This window comes from Pseudomonas sp. OF001 (assembly GCF_904426495.1).
Lineage (GTDB): Bacteria > Pseudomonadota > Gammaproteobacteria > Pseudomonadales > Pseudomonadaceae > Geopseudomonas.
In genome coordinates this window covers 1-16,662 of the sequence record NZ_CAJGBM010000013.1, presented here as the reverse complement: position 1 = coordinate 16,662, position 16,662 = coordinate 1, and the positions used below count along the sequence as shown (strand labels likewise).

Sequence of the window (16,662 nt, the reverse complement as noted above, 5' to 3'; positions counted from 1 at the left end):
GCTCAGTACTCCCGGCGCAGGTCCATGCCGGCGTAGAGGTCGGCGACCTCCTCGGCATAGCCGTTGAACATCAGCGTCGGCCGCAGGTTAGGGCTGAACAGACTGTTCGGCAGGCGCCGCTCCCGCGCCTGGCTCCAGCGCGGATGGTCGACCTGCGGATTGACGTTGGCGTAAAAGCCGTACTCCTGCGGCGCCATGCTCTGCCAGGTGGTAACCGGTTGCTCGGCCACCAGGCTGATCCGCACGATCGACTTGATGCTCTTGAAGCCGTACTTCCAGGGCACCACCAGGCGCAGCGGCGCGCCGTTCTGGTTGGGCAGGATGCGCCCGTACATGCCGACCGCCAGGATGGTCAGCGGATGCATCGCCTCATCCAGGCGCAACCCTTCGACGTAGGGCCAGTCGATTCGCGCGAAGTTGGAGGTCACCCCGGGCATCACCCGCTCGTCGACCAGCGACTCGAAGCGCACGTAACGCGCATTGGCGGTCGGCTCCACCTTCTTCAGCAACGCGGCCAGCGGAAAGCCCAGCCAGGGGATCACCATCGACCAGGCCTCGACGCAGCGCAGGCGGTAGATGCGCTCCTCCAGCGTCTGTTCGGAGAACAGCTCCTCCAGGCCATAGCGCCCCGGCCTGGCCACCTCGCCGTCGACCTGCACCGTCCAGTCGGCCGTCGACATCCGTCCGGCATTGGCCGCCGGATCGCCCTTGTCCGGGCCGAATTCGTAGAAGTTGTTGTAGCCGGTGGCCGCCGACCAGGGCGTCAGCGCCTCGTCTTGCGGCGCGTCCTGCCAGCGCACGCCCTGCAGCTGGCGGGCGAACCAGTCCGGCGCCGCGGCTTCCGGCACCTGCCCGTAGCGCGCCGTGCCGGCCAGCAGCCAGTCCGGCAGCAGGCTGCCGGCGAGCAGCACGCCGCTGGCGGCCATGAAGCGCCGCCGCTCGCGGTAGACGGCTTCCGGGGTGATTTCCGAGGATTTGCAGTCCGCGCGGGAACTTCGTCTGATCAGCATGCGGCACTCCGAAGAACAGTAAGAATCACCGGCCGATGGTAGCCAAGCCCACCCGGCCGCGCATCCGCCGCCGCGAATCACGGCGATGAGACGAACAGCATTCCCCCCGCGCCGGCGGATGCCTAAAATCAGTGCTTTTGCCGCCCAGCAAGGGAGCTGCATGCCCAGCCTCAACCGCATCATCCTGATCAACACCCACCTCGCCGGCGTGGTCGAGCTGCTGGTCGACGACCACACCAACATCTGCGGTACCAACGCCTCCGGCAAGACCACCCTGCAGCGCCTGGTGCCGGTGTTCTACGGCGAATACCCGAGCCGCGTGGTGCCGGCCACCCGCGACAGCTTCGAGCGCTGGTACCTGCCGACCGAGCAGAGCTTCATCGTCTACGAATACCAGCGCATGGACGGCGAGGCCTGCCAGACCATCCTCGCCGCCAGCAGCGACGGCCGCGGCGTCGACTACCGCCTGGCGCACAAGGCCTTCGAGCTGGACGACTACATCAGGAGCCGCCAGGGCGATGTCGTGGTCTGCCGCAGCATGGCCGAGCTGGGCCGCCACTTCCGCCAGAGCGGCGTGGCGGTCAGCAACCAGCTGAACACCCGCCAGTACCGGGCGATCATCCAGAACGACCGCAGCCTGCTGGCCGCCGACAGCCAGCGCGGCGAGCTGCGCCAGCTGGCCCGGCAGTTCTCGCTGTGCGCCGGCGAGCACAGCCTGCGCCACATCGAGAAGCTGGTGCGCGCCGTGCACTCGCGCGAGGGCAAGATGGAGACGGTCAAGTCGATGGTCGCCGCCATCCTCGAGGAGGACGGCGTGGCGCCGCCGACCACCGGGCTCAGCCCGCAGCGGGTCGAGGACTGGATCCGCGACAGCCAACTGATCCAGGGCTTCGCCGCGCTGCGCCCGCAGTTCGCCCGCCTGGAGCACGACTTCGCCGAGCTGCAGGCCGGCGAGACGCGCCTGGCCGGCCTGCTGCAGGCCTTCCAGACCGACCAGCCGCTGCTGTTCGCCCGCCAGGAGCAGCTGCGCCTGGCACTCGAGCAGAGCGGCTTCGAACTCAAGCTGCTGGAGGACGACTGGAAGGACCAGCGCGATGCCCTCAGCCTCGAGCTGTCGCAGGTACAGGCACGCATCGACAGCGCGGAAACCCAGCTGCAGCACATCGAGGAGCAGTACCAGCAGCACCTCGACGCCGACATCGACCAGGCCAAGGCCGACCTGGAGAAGCTCGACGGCTGGCGCCTGGAGCTGGACAACCACAAGGAACGCCTGCGCCTGCTCACCGAACAGCACGCCGACGTGCAGAACGCCTACCTGGAGCGCAAGCAGATCGTCCAGGAGCGCCAGCAGGAAGCCGTCGACCGCCTGCACGAGCAGGAAAGCCGGGTGCGCGACGAACTGGCCGAGCGCACCCAGCACAAACACGAGGCCCTCGCCCAGCTCGACCGCGCCTTCGCCAACCGCCGTCAGGAGGCGGAAAGCGCCAGCCGCGAGCGACGCCACGCCCTCGAACTGGAGAAGAGCCGCCAGGAACAGCTGATCGCCAGCTTCGCCTACAGCGAGGAGGAAGCGCTGAGCCTGGAGATTCTCGACCGCCGCCAGGAGGAGGCCGAGGAGCAGCGCGACGCCGCCGCCCAGCAGCTCGACGCCCTGCAGCAGCAGGAGCGCCTGCTGCTGCGCCAGCGCGAGGAGGCTGCCCGGCAGCTCGCCCAGGCCAGCCGCCGGGTCGGCGAACGCCAGCGCGAGCTGGACGACGCCGAGCGCCTGCTCTACCCCGGCCAGCACAGCCTGCTGGAGTTCCTGCGCCGCGAGCAGCCGGGCTGGGAGCAGCAGCTCGGCAAGGTGATCGAGCCGAGCCTGCTGCAGCGCAGCGACCTCAAGCCGGCCCTCAGCGAGGCGCCGGCCGACAGCCTGTACGGCGTGCAGCTCGATCTCGCCGCGCTGGCCACCCCGGAGCACGCCGCCGGCGAGGCCGAACTGCGCCATCGCGTGCAACTGGCCGGCGACAACCTGCAGGACGCCCGCAACCAGCAGGAGCAGGTGGAGAGCCAGCTGGGCGAACACGGCGCCGCGCTGGAAGAGCTGAACACCCGCCTGGTGCTGGCGCGCACCGCTGTGCAGACCGCCAAGGACAACCGCCAGCGCCTCAGGGAGGAACGCGCTGCGCTCAAGGAGCGCCTCGACGCCGCGCTGGCCGAGCGCCGCCAGAGCGCGCGCCAGCAGCTCGCCGGCCTGGATGCCGCCCTCGCCCAGCTCAAGCTGGAGCACGCCAGCCTGCTGGAGGAGCTGGACAGCCAGCACCGCGAGGCGCGCCTGGACACCAGCGCGCACTGGCAGCAGGTGATCGGCGACCTGGAGCAGCGCCTGGCCCAGCTGCGCGGCCAGCTGGAGGAGCAGCGCGCCCAGGGCAAAGCCGAGCTGGCCGCCTGCGAGAGCTGGTACCGCAACGAACTGAAGTCGCGCGGCGTCGACGAGGCGCAGCTGATCCAGCTGAAGAGCGGCATCCGCGAACGCGAGCAGCGCATCCGCGACACCGAGGCGCGGCGTGCCGAGGTGCACCGCTTTGATGAGTGGTACGCGCTCACCTGGCTCAAGCGCAAGCCGCAGCTGCAGGAGGATCTGATCGAGCACAGGCGCGAAGCGACCGACCTCAAACTGCGCCTGGACACCGCCACCCAGGCCTTCAAGAGCCGCCGCGACGCACTGGAGCAGCAGCGCCGCGAGGCCCTGCAGGCCCAGGGCCGGCTCGGCGAGCAGCTCGACAGCCTCAAGGGGCTGATCAAGCGCCTCGGCGAACTCAAGCTGCCACGCGACGGCCAGACGCCGGCCGGCGAGCTGGACGAACGCCTGCGCCTGGCCCAGGAGCTGCTGCACGGCCGCGAGAACCTGCTCGCCGCCATCCGGCAGCACGTCGAGCGCTTCGACAGCCTGATCGCCGGCAAGGCCGGCTCCAGCCTGACCGAGACCTGGGAGCGCAGCCGCGAGGAGTGCAGCCTGGTCAGCGAGCGCGGCGTGCCGACCCTCGACTACCGCCGCCTGGTGCCAGCGCTGGCCCAGCTGCTCAACGTGCTGGTGCCGCAGAGCATCACCGCGCTGCGCGAGCAGGGGCGGATCTTCGGCAAGGACCTGTTCGACTACTTCGCCGTGCTGGCCGACATCGACCAGCGCATCGCCAGCCAGAGCGCGCGGATCACCCGCGAGGTCGGCGAGGAGCTGTTCCTCGACGGCGTGTCCAACTCGGCGGTGACCATCCGCTCGAAGATCACCGAACTGGAGTTCTGGCCGGAGCTGCGCGCCTTCGTCGCCGCCTACCGCGAATGGGAGGACAGCGGCTTCAGTGATCTGCCCGGCGAGGACTACACCGGCAGCATGCGCCGCGCCCTCGAGGTGCTCGGCCGCTCGGCGCTGACCAGCGGCATCGCCGGCCTCTTGGAGATCGAGCTGCGCCTGCGCGAGGGCAACAGCGACCTGGTGATCCGCACCGACCGCCAGCTCAACGAGTCGTCCAGCCACGGCATGGCCTACCTGATCCTCTGCAAGTTCCTGCTCGCCTTCACCCGCCTGCTGCGCGGCCGCGCCCCGGCGACCATCCACTGGCCGATCGACGAGCTGGGCACCCTGCACCACAGCAACGTGAAGAAGATCTTCGACGCCTGCGCCAGCAACGCCATCCGCATCCTCGGTGCCTTCCCCAACCCGGATTCCGAGGTACTGGCGCTGTTCAAGAACCGCTACATCGTCGACAAGCAGAGCCGCCGGCTGCAGGTGGTCAAGCCGCGCCTGGACGTGATCGGCGAACGCCTGAAAGCCCGCCTGAGCGAGGAAACCGTCTGATGCTGTCGAACAAGGGCAAGGTCATCGAGCGCCTGCTGCAGGGCGCCTTCATCTGCCGCACCAGCGACGAGGAAGGCTGGCGCTTTTTGAAGAATCCGGCCAACCGCGAGCAGGTCGACGACTACCTGGCCACCCTCAACCGCAGCGTGGCCGCAGTCGGCGCCGGCAGCGAGGCCGAGGTGTTCTACTGCGCCTATCGCCAGCTCGGCGAGGCCGAGCGGCGGGTGGTCGGCCAGCAGTTCCGCGACGTCTGCAACGCCCTCACTCCGCTGGTCGAGTGGCTGCTGCTGGTCCAGCAGGCCGGCGCCCAGGACGCGCCGCTCACCGAGGGCAGCCCGATCCGCCTCAACGAGCTGCAGAGCATCGTCGAGGACACCCCGGCGTTCCGCGAGCAGCTGGCGCGCATCAGCCACTACCGGCTGTTCGGCTCGACCAGTTCCAGCGTCGACGCGCAGATCAAGCAGGTGTTCAAGCGCCTGTGCGAACTCGGCTACCTGCTGCGCCCCAACCCGGAGAAGCAGATCTACCTCGGCACCGGCAAGCTGGACTACCTGTACGAGGTGATCCGCTTCATCGACGAGGCCGAGGGCCTCGCGCTCGAGGAGCGCGCCGAGCTGGCCAGCCAGGGGAGCCTGCTGTGAGCGGCAACCTGCACCAGGCCGGGGTGCGTTTCCTGCGCCAGCTGGGCCGCCACGCCGAGACCATCATGGACGCCTACCTGGCCGGTGCGGTCGGCGACGACGCCCTCGAGCCCGGCGTGCAGGAGCGGCTGGTCAAGGACGGCGTGCTCTACCGCCCGGAGCCGGGCGCCGACCTGCACCTGCGCCGGGTGGTGCGCGCCCTGCTCGAGGAGGCCCTGCGCGACGACCGCAACCGGCAGATCGACGCCAACACCGGCAGCACCCTGGCCACCTTCAAGACCCTCGCCGCCCACTACAAGGAGGCGCGCCACCAGGGCGACTTCGCCGCCGCCGACGCCTACCTGGCCGACCTGCGCGAGCACGTCTACAGCTTCTGCGAGGGCCTCGGCCACAGCGTCCGCGTGCTGTGGGGGCGGATCAACAACGAGTTCGGCTACGTCGGCAGCCTCGGCGCCAAGATCCGCGAGAACGAGCTGGCCCAGGCCCAGGTCAGCGAGCTGCTGGCCGGCCTGGAGCTGATCGACTTCAGCGAACTGGCGGAAACCGCCGGCGAACTGCGCGAGCTGCGCCGCCTGCTGGTCACCCGCCTGCAGCGCCAGGTCAGCGGCTGCTGCCAGGAGCTGGGCGTGGTGCAGGCTCGCCTGCTCGAACTGCTCGGCCGCTTCCGCAAGATCCAGGGCCGCACCCGCCTGCTGCGCGGCTGGCTGCTGCACGCCGAACAGCAGCCCGACTACCGCCCGGGCAGCCACACCGCGCGCCCGGAGATGCCGCAGCTGCTCAACCTCGCCGAGGCGCTGATCGCCCCGGCGACGGCCAACCTTCACGACGGCAGCCAGGAGGCCGAGCTGCTCGCCCTCGCCGCGCAGATCCGCGCCCAGCGCGAGGAACGCCCGGCCGCGCCGCTGGCCGAGGCCGGCGAGCTGACCCTGGGCGAGGTGGAAAGCTTCGAGGTGCAGCCGAGCCCCATCCAGCTCGCCGTGCAGGAGTACCTCTGCGCGGTGATCGAGAGCGGCCAGCCGGTGTCGGCGCTGACCTGGTGGCGCGAGCACGAGCTGTCCTGCGATCCCGAGAGCTGGCTGTACCAGGTGATCGGCGGCTACGAGGCGCTGCCCGACGAGCAGCGCGCCTGCTTCCAGCTCGCCCCCGACGGCGAGCCGCACCCGGTGTTTTCCGGCAACTTCATCGTGCGGGACCTCTCGCTGTGGCTGGCCTGAGCCGCAGCCACCACAACGCCGTGCACCGCCTGCTGCGCGAGCGTCTGGAACGGGTGGAGTTCAACCGTACCTGGCAGCAGCTGCACGTCCATTTCGAGCTGGGCCGCCCCTCGGGCAAGTGGCTGCACTTCGACGTCGAGACGCGCCGGCTGCTGCAGCGCCTGGCGCGGGACGAGTGGGGCTTCGATCCGCTGGAGGGCGTACCGGACGGCAGCCGCCGCGAGGTCGCCGCGCGCGCCGTCGACGAGAAGATCGCCCGCCGCCGCCCCGACGACGACTTCGTGCTGGTCAAGGGCGCCCTGCCCGCGCCGCTGCCGGCCCTCGCCCGCGGCCTCAGCCTGCGCGTGGCGCTGCCGCAACTGGACACCGCGGCCATCGCCCGGCTGGTGCTGATCGAGAACCTCGACAGCTTCGACGACTGGGAGGACTACCCGGCAGCGGCCGAACTGGCCGGCAGCCTGATCGTCTACCGCGGCCACCGCGGCCTGGCCCGCGGCGCCCGCCAGTTGCTGGAACGGCTGCCGGCGGCCACGCCGGTGGTGGTCTTCCCCGACTACGACCCGGCCGGCCTGGCCATCGCCGCCAGCCTGCCGCGCGCCGATGCACTGCTGTTGCCTGAGCTGGACGAGGCACTGCTGGCTTGCGGCAGCCGAGCCCACTTCGACCGCCAGTTCCGCCAGGCACGCCAGCTGGAGGAAGCCGAGCTGGGCGGCTGGCGGGCCGTATGGGAGGAAATGAAGGGGCAGCGGGTCAGCATCAAGCAGCAGCACATGCTGGCGCTGGGTGCGCACCTGCGCCTGGTGCCGCTGCGGGCCTGAGCGCCGCTTCCCTCCCCCGGAAACAGCGAGGCCCGCACTGGGCGGGCCTCGCTTTGACGTTCGACGCAGCGCTTACAGGCTGAGCTTGCGGCTGGACGCCTTGAGGAACTCCTGCTTGAGGTCCTCGTAGGTGTGCACCGCCGGGAACTGCGGGAACTCGCGGATCACGTTGTCCGGGGCATGGAACAGGATGCCGGCGTGGGCCTCGCTGAGCATGGTGGTGTCGTTGTAGGAGTCGCCGGCGGCGATCACGCGGTAGTACAGGCTCTTCAGGGCGATCACCGACTGGCGCTTGGGATCCTTCTGGCGCAGCTGGTAGTCCACCACGCGGTCGGTCTCGTCGGTGACCAGCTTGTGGCACAGCAGGGTCGGGAAGCCGAGCTGGCGCATCAGCGGCTGGGAGAACTCGTAGAAGGTGTCGGAGAGGATGATCACCTGGAAGCGCTCGCGCAGCCAGTCGACGAACTCCACCGCGCCGTCCAGCGGCTTGAGGGTGGCGATCACTTCCTGGATGTCGCGCAGCTTGAGGCCGTGCTCGTCGAGGATGCGCAGGCGCTGCTTCATCAGCACGTCGTAGTCGGGAATGTCGCGGGTAGTCGCCTTGAGCGCGTCGATTCCGGTTTTTTCGGCGAAGGCGATCCAGATTTCCGGGACCAGTACGCCCTCGAGATCAAGGCAGGCGATTTCCACAGCAGACTCCTCGATGAACAGACAGAAATTGAGGCGGCACTCTAGCCGCTTGCCCGGCGGGGCGCAACGCGGCGCAGGGAGGCGCGCGACAGAAATTCGCCCGAACCGGCGCCACATATTCCACATGGTTAGGTGAATAGCGGCATTTGGTTATTTCATCGCATAAACAGCTTGCTGGTACCATCGCTGCCACGCCTTACCCACGAATCTACCGGACATCCCGATGAGCCAGACCCTCGATGTTGCCGCCCTGGCGGCCGCCTACGCCGACAAATCCCCGCAGGAGGTGCTCAAGCTCGCCTTCGAGCACTTCGGCGACGACCTGTGGATCTCCTTCAGTGGCGCCGAGGACGTGGTGCTGGTGGACATGGCCTGGAAGCTGAACAAGAACGTCAGGGTGTTCAGCCTGGATACCGGCCGCCTGCACGCGCAGACCTACCGCTTCATCGAGCAGGTCCGCGAGCACTACGGCATCAAGATCGAGGTGCTCTCCCCCGATCCGCGCCTGCTCGAGCCGCTGGTACGCGAGAAGGGCCTGTTCAGCTTCTACAAGGACGGCCACGGCGAGTGCTGCGGCATCCGCAAGATCGAGCCGCTCAAGCGCAAGCTGGCCGGCGTCAGCGCCTGGGCCACCGGCCAGCGCCGCGACCAGAGTCCCGGCACCCGCAGCCAGGTGGCGGTGCTCGAGCTGGACGGCGCCTTCTCCACGCCCGACAAGCCGCTGTACAAGTTCAACCCGCTGGCCAACATGAGCAGCGAGGAAGTGTGGGGCTACATCCGCATGCTGGAGATCCCCTACAACCCGCTGCACGAGCAGGGCTACATCAGCATCGGCTGCGAGCCCTGCACCCGCCCGGTGCTGCCCAACCAGCACGAGCGCGAGGGGCGCTGGTGGTGGGAGGAAGCCACCCACAAGGAATGCGGCCTGCACGCCGGCAACCTGATCGCCAGGAACTGAGTCAGGGTGCAATCAACAAGGCCCGGACGCGCTGCGTCCGGGCCTTGGCGTTTCCGGGCCGCTGTAACCCGGCGTTAACCTGGGCGCTCTAGACTGCCGGGCATCGGCAGATCAGGAGAGACCGCCATGCATCGCGAACAACCGCAAGCCAACCCCATCCAGACCGCACGGAAGCTGCGCCACCTGCACCTGGGCGCGATCATCGACGCCCAGGGCCGCGAGATCCCGATCACCGAGCAGATGATCCTGCAGGCCTGCCGCCAGCTGGAGAAGGACAGCCAGCCACGTCGCCGCCTGTTCGGCTGATCAGACCAGCTGCACGCCCAGCGCCGCCAGCTGGCGGCGCAGTTCCTGCCCCTCCCCTTCCACCCGCACCCGCAGCTCGGGCAGCTCGCGGCGCATCGGGTAGTGCTTGCGCAGCGCATCGAAGCCGGCGCGCCTCGCCTCGGCAACGCCGAGGAGGCTGCGGCGGAAATCGGCATCGTCGCGGCGCGGGTCGTACACCGCGCGACACAGGGTGGCCAGCGCCCAGGCCGGATCGGCCGACTCGTGCAGCACCATCTCGCCCAGCCAGGGCGTCGGCAGCAGCTCGGCCAGGCGCACGCTCGCCGGCTCGCCGCGCCAGGCGCAGAACGCCTGGTAGATCTGCTCGGTGCCGCGCAGCTTGCCGTCCAGGCTGTAGCCGGCGATGTGCGGGGTGGCCAGCCGGCACAGCGGCGCCAGCTCGGCATCCACCAGCGGCTCGCCCTCCCAGACATCCAGCACCACCTCCAGATCGACGCCGCCGGCGAGGTGCGCCTTGAGCGCGGCGTTGTCGACCACCGCGCCGCGGCTGGCGTTGATCAGCCAGCAGCCGGGCTTGAGGCTGTTGAGGCGTGCGCCATCCAGCAGGTGCCAGGTGGCATCGCCGCCCTCGCGGGTCAGCGGGGTGTGCAGGCTGATCACGTCGCAGCGGCGGATGATCTCCTCCAGCGCGACGAAGTCGCCGCCCTCGGCGGCCTGGCGCGGTGGGTCGCAGACCAGCACCTGCCAGCCCAGGCCGCGCAGCAGCTCGACCAGCCGGCCGCCGACCTGGCCGGCGCCGACCACGCCATAGGTGCGCGCGGCCAGCTCGGCGCCGTGGCGCTCGGCCAGCGCCAGCAGCGCGCCGAGCACGTACTCCACCACGCCGCGGGCGTTGCAGCCCGGGGCGCTGGACCAGGCGATGCCCGCCTCGGCGAAGTACGCCAGGTCCAGATGGTCGGTGCCGATGGTGCAGGTGCCGACGAACCTGACCGGGCTGCCCTCCAGCAGTGCGCGGTCGACACGGGTCACCGAGCGCACCAGCAGCGCGTCGGCGTCCATGACGGCGGCACGGTCGATGCCGCGCCCCGGCAGGCGGCGGATCTCGCCGAAGGACGCGAAGAAGGGGTCGAGCAGGGGGATGTTTTCGTCGGCCAGCAGGCGCATGGGGGTGTCCGTCAGGAAATTTGTCCAACTTTAGCGCAGATGGCCCGGCCGGCGGCAGCCGCGCGCTGGCCCCATTGCGGTGCATGGCCTAGACTGGCCGCCTGCTTTTCGAGGCCCGTCATGTCCGCCCTGCCCGCTCCCCCCGCGCTCTCCCCTGCCCGCCGTACCCTCCACGAAGTCAAGGCCCTGCTCGCCCTCGCCGGGCCGATCATCATCGCCCAGCTGGCCAACACCGCCATGGGCTTCGTCGATACCCTGATGGCCGGGCGGGTCAGCCCGCGCGACCTGGCCGCGGTGGCGCTGGGCAACTCGATCTGGATTCCGGTGCTGCTGCTGATGAACGGCATCCTGATGGCCACCACCGCCAAGGTGGCGCGCAAGGTCGGTGCCGGCAGCCATGCGCTGATCGGCCCGCTGGTGCGCCAGGCCCTGTGGCTGGCGCTGGGCATCGGCCTGCTCGCCACCCTGCTGCTGTTCGGCGCCGAGCCGGTGCTGGCGCGGATGGGGGTGGAGGACTCCCTGCGCGCCACTGCCATGGGCTACCTGCAGGCGGTGGCGGTCGGCTTCCCGGCGCTGGCGCTGTATCAGGTGCTGCGCGGCTTCAGCGACGGCCTGGGCAGCACCCGGCCGAGCATGGTGATCGGCATCCTCGGCCTGCTGCTGAACATTCCGGCCAACTACATCTTCATCCACGGCAAGCTCGGCCTGCCGACCATGGGCGGCGTCGGCTGCGGCTGGGCCACCGCGCTGGTCATGTGGTTCATGCTCGGCGCGATGCTGTGGTGGGTGCGCTGGGCGCCGGTGTACCGCTCGAGCCGGCTGTTCGCGCACCTCGAGGCGCCGCAGTGGCCGGCGATTCGCGACCTGCTGGCCATCGGCCTGCCGATCGGCATCGCCATCTTCGCCGAGGCAAGCATCTTCTCGGTGATCGCCCTGCTGATCGGCAGCCTCGGCGCCAGCGTGGTGGCCGGCCACCAGATCGCCCTGAACTTCTCCTCGATGGTGTTCATGATCCCCTACTCGCTGGCGATGGCCGCCACGGTGCGGGTCGGCCAGGCGCTGGGCCGCGGTGCGCCGCGCGCGGCGCGCTTCTCGGCGGGGGTGGCGATGGCCACCGCGCTGGCCTACGCCTGCGTCTCGGCCAGCCTGATGCTGCTGCTGCGCGAGGACATCGCCCGCCTGTACACCCCGGATGCCGAGGTGCTGGCGGTGGCCAGCGCGCTGCTGGTGTATTCGGCGCTGTTCCAGTTCTCCGACGCCATCCAGGTCACCGCCGCCGGTGCCCTGCGCGGCTACCAGGACACCCGGGCGACCATGCTGATCACCCTGCTGGCCTACTGGGGCATCGGCCTGCCGATCGGCTACGGCCTCGGACTCAGCGACTGGCTGGGTGTACCCAGCGGGCCGCAGGGCCTGTGGCAGGGGCTGGTGGTGGGACTGACCTGCGCCGCCGTGCTGCTCGGCGTACGCCTGCAGCGCATCGGCCGGCGCGCCGTGCGGGCATAGCCTCCCTCAGTCGAGCTTCTTGCGGATCCAGTACAGGTAGGTGCCGGCGTCCTGCTGCTGCTCGAGCAGCTCATGGCCGAGGAACAGGCAGAACTTGGGGATGTCGCGCCAGGTCGAGGGATCGGTGGCGATCACCTTGAGCAGGCCGCCGGCGGGCAGGTCGCGCACCTTGTTGTGCAGCAGCATCACCGGCTCGGGGCAGCTCAGACCGGTGGCGTCGAGGATGGCGTCGGGTTGCTGGGACATGGGGGACTCCGCTGGACAGGCCGGCATTGTCGCGCAAAGCGGCTCCGCGGCCAACCGCGCAGCAGCCTGGCGGCGGGCGGTCTAGGCTTGTGGATCGAGTCCCGCGTCGGCTTCCCGCCGCCCGGCCCGACTGGAGGACACCGCCATGCCCCATCCGGACAGTTTCGCCTGCCGCCGTCAGCTCGAGGTCGACGGCCGCACCTACCACTATTACAGCCTGCCCGAGGCGGCCCGTCAGCTCGGCGACCTGCGCCAGCTGCCCATATCGCTCAAGGTACTGCTGGAGAACCTGCTGCGCAGCGAAGACGGCCGCAGCGTCAGCGCCGCCGACTGCCGGGCGGTGGTGGAGTGGCTGAAGAGGCGCAGCTCGGAGCGGGAGATCCAGTTCCGCCCGGCGCGGGTGCTGATGCAGGACTTCACCGGCGTGCCGGGCGTGGTCGACCTGGCCGCCATGCGTGACGCCATGGCCGGCGCCGGCGGCGATCCGCAGAAGATCAACCCGCTGGCCCCGGTGGACCTGGTGATCGACCACTCGGTGATGGTCGACCGCTTCGCCGATCCCAGCGCCTTCGCCGACAACGTGGCCATCGAGATGCAGCGCAACCACGAGCGCTACGCCTTCCTGCGCTGGGGGCAGCAGGCCTTCGCCAACTTCCGCGTGGTGCCGCCGGGCACCGGCATCTGCCACCAGGTCAACCTCGAGTACCTGGCCCAGGTGGTGTGGAGCAGCGACGAGGGCGGCGAAACCCTGGCCTACCCCGACACCCTAGTCGGCACCGACTCGCACACCACCATGATCAACGGCCTGGGCGTGCTCGGCTGGGGCGTCGGCGGCATCGAGGCCGAGGCGGTGATGCTCGGCCAGCCGCTGTCGATGCTGATCCCCGAGGTGGTCGGCGTGCGCCTGTCCGGCAAGCTGCGCGAGGGGGTGACCGCCACCGACCTGGTGCTGACCGTCACCGAACAGCTGAGAAAGCGCGGCGTGGTGGGCAAGTTCGTCGAGTTCTACGGCCCCGGCCTCGACCACCTGCCACTGGCCGACCGCGCCACCATCGCCAACATGGCCCCGGAGTACGGCGCCACCTGCGGCTTCTTCCCCGTCGATGCGATCACCCTCGACTACCTGCACCTGTCCGGCCGCGATCCGGCGCGCATCGCCCTGGTCGAGGCCTACTGCAAGGCCCAGGGCCTGTGGCGCCAGGCCGGTGACGAACCGACCTTCAGCGACAGCCTGGCGCTGAATCTCGCCAGCGTGCAGCCTTCGCTGGCCGGGCCGAAGCGGCCACAGGACCGCGTCGCCCTGGAGGACATCCGCGCCCAGTTCGACCTGCTGCTCGAGCTCGGCGGACGCCAGGCCGAGCTGGACAGCGACTTCGCGGTCGCCGGCGAACCCTACGCCCTGCACCACGGCGACGTGGTGATCGCCGCCATCACCTCCTGCACCAACACCTCCAACCCCAGCGTGCTGATGGCCGCCGGGCTGCTGGCCAGGAACGCGGTGGAGCGCGGCCTGAGTCGCCGCCCCTGGGTCAAGTCGTCGCTGGCGCCGGGCTCCAAGGTGGTCACCGACTACCTGGCCAAGGCCGGCCTGACGCCTTACCTGGATCAGCTGGGCTTCAACCTGGTCGGCTACGGCTGCACCACCTGCATCGGCAACTCGGGGCCGCTGCCGCCGGCCATCGCCGACTGCGTCAACGCCAACGACCTGATCGTCAGCTCGGTGCTGTCCGGCAACCGCAACTTCGAGGGCCGCGTGCATCCGCAGGTCAAGGCCAACTGGCTGGCCTCGCCGCCGCTGGTGGTGGCCTTCGCCCTGGCCGGCACCACGCGCATCGACCTGACCCGCGAGCCGCTGGGCAGCGGCAGCGACGGCCAGCCGGTGTACCTCAGGGACATCTGGCCGAGCGACGCCGCGGTGGCGGCGGCGGTCGCCGCGGTGGACGGCGGCATGTTCCGCAACCGCTATGCCGACGTGTTCGGCGGCGACACCGCCTGGCAGGCGATCGCGGTGAGCGGCGGCGCCACCTATGCCTGGGACCCGGTCTCCACCTACATCAAGCACCCGCCGTTCTTCGCCGGCATCGACCAGCCGCCGGCCGCGCTGGCCGACATCGAGCAGGCGCGCATCCTCGCCCTGTTCGGCGACTCGATCACCACCGACCACATCTCGCCGGCCGGCAGCATCAAGCCCAGCTCGCCGGCCGGCCTGTACCTGCAGGGGCTCGGCGTGGCGCCGGCCGACTTCAACTCCTACGGCGCGCGACGCGGCAACCACGAGGTGATGATGCGCGGCACCTTCGCCAACATCCGCATCAGGAACGAGATGCTCGGCGGCGAGGAGGGCGGCAACACCCTGCACCAGCCCTCCGGCGACAGGCTGTCGATCTACGACGCCGCCATGCGCTACCAGGGCGAAGGCGTGCCGCTGGTGGTGATCGCCGGCAAGGAGTACGGCACCGGCTCCTCGCGCGACTGGGCGGCCAAGGGCACCCGCCTGCTGGGCATCCGCGCGGTGATCGCCGAGAGCTTCGAGCGCATCCACCGCACCAACCTGGTCGGCATGGGCGTGCTGCCGCTGCAGTTCCTGCCCGGGCAGAACCGCCAGAGCCTGGCCCTCAACGGCAGCGAGCGGCTGGCCATCCGCGGTCTGGCCGGCGGCCTCAGGCCGCGGCAGAAGCTGATCGTGGAGATCCGCCGCAGCGACGGCACCGAGGAGCGCATCGAGGCGCTGTGCCGCGTCGACACCGCCCTGGAGGTCGACTACTTCAAGGCCGGCGGCATCCTCCACCACGTGCTACGGCACCTGCTGGCGGACTGAACCTCGGCGGCGGGTCTACGAGCTGCCGCCCGCTCCGCCCTGCGCGGCCAGGAAAGCGGCGACCGCCTCCGCGGCGCGCTGCAGGTGCTGCGCGTGGCTGAAGCCGGAGGCCTTGAGCGGCTTGAGGTCGTGATCGGCCGCCTCCAGCCAGAGCAGGCGGATGGCCGGCGCCAGCGCATAGCCGGCCACCCGCTCGCGGTTGCCCAGGGCGTCGCGTTCGCCCTGCACGATCAGGGTCAGCGTCCGCAGGCCGGCCAGGTGCTCGACCCGCGGCCGCTCCGGCTTGCCGGCGGCATGGAAGGGGTAGCCCAGGCAGACCAGCCCGGCCGCCCCCAGTTCGTCGGCCAGCAGGCTGGCCATGCGCCCGCCCATCGACTTGCCGCCGATCGCCCAGGCGCCCGGTTCGCGTGCGTTCACCGCACGCCAGACCGCGCGCCAGCAGTCGAGCAGTTGGGCCTGCGGATTGGGCGGGCGCTTGCCGCCGCCCTGGCGGCGGCTGGCCATGTAGGGGAACTCGAAGCGCACCACGCGCACGCCCAGCTCGCCCAGGCGCGCGGCCATCTCGTGCATGAACGGACTGTCCATCGGCGCCCCCGCGCCATGGGCCAGGATCAGGTGCCCAAGGGCGCCGGTGACCGGGCCGGAGCACAAAAGTTCGGAATTTTCCATGCAAAAGACCTCACGCCCCCTAGGGCCTTGATTTGTATCAACATCTATCCGAGGCAGTTTATCCATGCTGATGCTGATCTTTTTCCGATCAAGCCCATTAGTCGTGGAACCTCGAAAATGAGCACAGAAAACACAAGGACTGCTTATAACTACAAGGTGGTCCGCCAGTTCGCCGTCATGACGGTGATCTGGGGGATCGTCGGCATGGCGGCTGGCGTCTTCATCGCCGCGCAACTGGTCTGGCCGGGTCTGAACTTCGACCTGCCGTGGACCAGCTTCGGTCGCCTGCGACCGTTGCACACCAACGCGGTGATCTTCGCGTTCGGCGGTTGCGCCCTGTTCGCCACCTCGTTCTATTCGGTGCAGCGCACCTGCCAGACCCGCCTGTTCGGTGGTCCGCTGGCCAGCTTCGTGTTCTGGGGCTGGCAGCTGGTGATTCTGCTCGCAGCCATCACCCTGCCGCTGGGCTACACCTCCTCCAAGGAGTACGCCGAGCTGGAGTGGCCGATCGACATCCTGATCGCCGTGGTGTGGGTCGCCTACGCGGTGGTGTTCTTCGGCACCGTCATGCAGCGCAAGACCAAGCACATCTACGTGGGCAACTGGTTCTTCGGCGCCTTCATCCTGGTGACGGCGATGCTGCACATCGTCAACAACCTGGAGCTGCCGGTCGGCCTGCTGAAGTCCTACTCGCTGTACAGCGGCGCCACCGACGCCATGGTGCAGTGGTGGTACGGCCACAACGCCGTGGGCTTCTTCCTGACCACCGGCTTCCTCGGCATGATGTACTACTTCGTGCCCAAGCAGG

General features: G+C 69.7%; 14 protein-coding genes. 9 read left to right on the top strand and 5 right to left on the bottom strand.

Annotated elements, in window-relative coordinates; genetic code table 11:
• Positions 1–2: 2 nt before the first annotated feature.
• Complete coding sequence (gene msrP / locus RA210_RS10170) at positions 3–1,010, bottom strand: protein-methionine-sulfoxide reductase catalytic subunit MsrP (RefSeq protein WP_201486365.1); 1,008 nt, start codon at positions 1,008–1,010, stop codon at positions 3–5.
• A 160-nt stretch (positions 1,011–1,170) separates the two neighbouring features.
• Here msrP and RA210_RS10165 point away from each other — a divergent pair, with 160 nt between their 5' ends.
• Genes RA210_RS10165 through RA210_RS10150 form a run of 4 tightly spaced genes read left to right on the top strand, consistent with a single transcriptional unit; the run spans position 1,171 to position 7,518 of the window.
• On the top strand, positions 1,171–4,845 hold the full coding sequence (locus RA210_RS10165; RefSeq protein WP_201486364.1) for an ATP-binding protein: 3,675 nt from the start codon (positions 1,171–1,173) through the stop codon (positions 4,843–4,845).
• The gene (locus tag RA210_RS10160; RefSeq protein WP_136490099.1) at positions 4,845–5,486 is read left to right on the top strand and encodes a hypothetical protein; all 642 of its coding nucleotides are present in this window, start codon (positions 4,845–4,847) and stop codon (positions 5,484–5,486) included. Before RA210_RS10165 ends, RA210_RS10160 begins: the two co-directional genes overlap by 1 nt.
• The gene (locus RA210_RS10155; protein WP_201486363.1) at positions 5,483–6,700 is read left to right on the top strand and encodes a phosphoenolpyruvate carboxylase; all 1,218 of its coding nucleotides are present in this window, start codon (positions 5,483–5,485) and stop codon (positions 6,698–6,700) included. Before RA210_RS10160 ends, RA210_RS10155 begins: the two co-directional genes overlap by 4 nt.
• Positions 6,688–7,518 carry a DUF7281 domain-containing protein gene (locus RA210_RS10150; RefSeq protein WP_236574699.1) on the top strand — a complete coding sequence of 277 codons (831 nt, stop codon included), beginning with the start codon at positions 6,688–6,690 and terminating at the stop codon, positions 7,516–7,518. The genes RA210_RS10155 and RA210_RS10150 overlap by 13 nt, the downstream gene beginning before the upstream one ends.
• A gap of 72 nt (positions 7,519–7,590) precedes the next feature.
• On the opposite strand, the gene thrH is transcribed toward RA210_RS10150, so the two are convergent.
• Positions 7,591–8,208, bottom strand: a complete 618-nt coding sequence (gene thrH / locus RA210_RS10145; RefSeq protein ID WP_136490113.1) for a bifunctional phosphoserine phosphatase/homoserine phosphotransferase ThrH — start codon at positions 8,206–8,208, stop codon at positions 7,591–7,593.
• A gap of 223 nt (positions 8,209–8,431) precedes the next feature.
• Between thrH and RA210_RS10140 the strand changes: the two genes are divergently transcribed.
• Both RA210_RS10140 and RA210_RS10135 read left to right on the top strand, forming a co-directional pair.
• Positions 8,432–9,166 (top strand): phosphoadenylyl-sulfate reductase, encoded by a 735-nt coding sequence (locus RA210_RS10140; RefSeq protein WP_201486362.1) that lies wholly within the window; start codon positions 8,432–8,434, stop codon positions 9,164–9,166.
• Positions 9,167–9,292: 126 nt separating this feature from the next.
• The gene (locus RA210_RS10135; RefSeq protein WP_201486361.1) at positions 9,293–9,472 is read left to right on the top strand and encodes a PA1571 family protein; all 180 of its coding nucleotides are present in this window, start codon (positions 9,293–9,295) and stop codon (positions 9,470–9,472) included.
• Here the strand turns inward: RA210_RS10135 and pdxB are convergent, their stop codons facing one another.
• On the bottom strand, positions 9,473–10,615 hold the full coding sequence (pdxB, locus tag RA210_RS10130; RefSeq protein WP_201486360.1) for a 4-phosphoerythronate dehydrogenase PdxB: 1,143 nt from the start codon (positions 10,613–10,615) through the stop codon (positions 9,473–9,475).
• Between the two features lie 120 nt (positions 10,616–10,735).
• On the opposite strand from pdxB, the gene RA210_RS10125 reads away from it, so the two are divergent.
• Complete coding sequence (locus RA210_RS10125; RefSeq protein WP_201486359.1) at positions 10,736–12,121, top strand: MATE family efflux transporter; 1,386 nt, start codon at positions 10,736–10,738, stop codon at positions 12,119–12,121.
• A 6-nt stretch (positions 12,122–12,127) separates the two neighbouring features.
• On the opposite strand, the gene tusA is transcribed toward RA210_RS10125, so the two are convergent.
• Entirely contained in the window at positions 12,128–12,367 is a 240-nt protein-coding gene (gene tusA, locus RA210_RS10120) for a sulfurtransferase TusA (RefSeq protein WP_136490118.1), read from the bottom strand.
• A 145-nt stretch (positions 12,368–12,512) separates the two neighbouring features.
• Here tusA and acnA point away from each other — a divergent pair, with 145 nt between their 5' ends.
• A complete protein-coding gene (gene acnA, locus RA210_RS10115) occupies positions 12,513–15,185 on the top strand; it encodes an aconitate hydratase AcnA (protein WP_201486358.1) in 2,673 nt (890 codons plus the stop codon).
• 15 nt (positions 15,186–15,200) lie between these two features.
• Here the strand turns inward: acnA and RA210_RS10110 are convergent, their stop codons facing one another.
• Positions 15,201–15,854 carry an alpha/beta family hydrolase gene (locus RA210_RS10110; protein ID WP_236574698.1) on the bottom strand — a complete coding sequence of 218 codons (654 nt, stop codon included), beginning with the start codon at positions 15,852–15,854 and terminating at the stop codon, positions 15,201–15,203.
• A gap of 117 nt (positions 15,855–15,971) precedes the next feature.
• Here RA210_RS10110 and RA210_RS10105 point away from each other — a divergent pair.
• On the top strand, positions 15,972–16,662 hold a 691-nt coding region (locus RA210_RS10105; protein ID WP_201486356.1), incomplete at its 3' end, for a cbb3-type cytochrome c oxidase subunit I.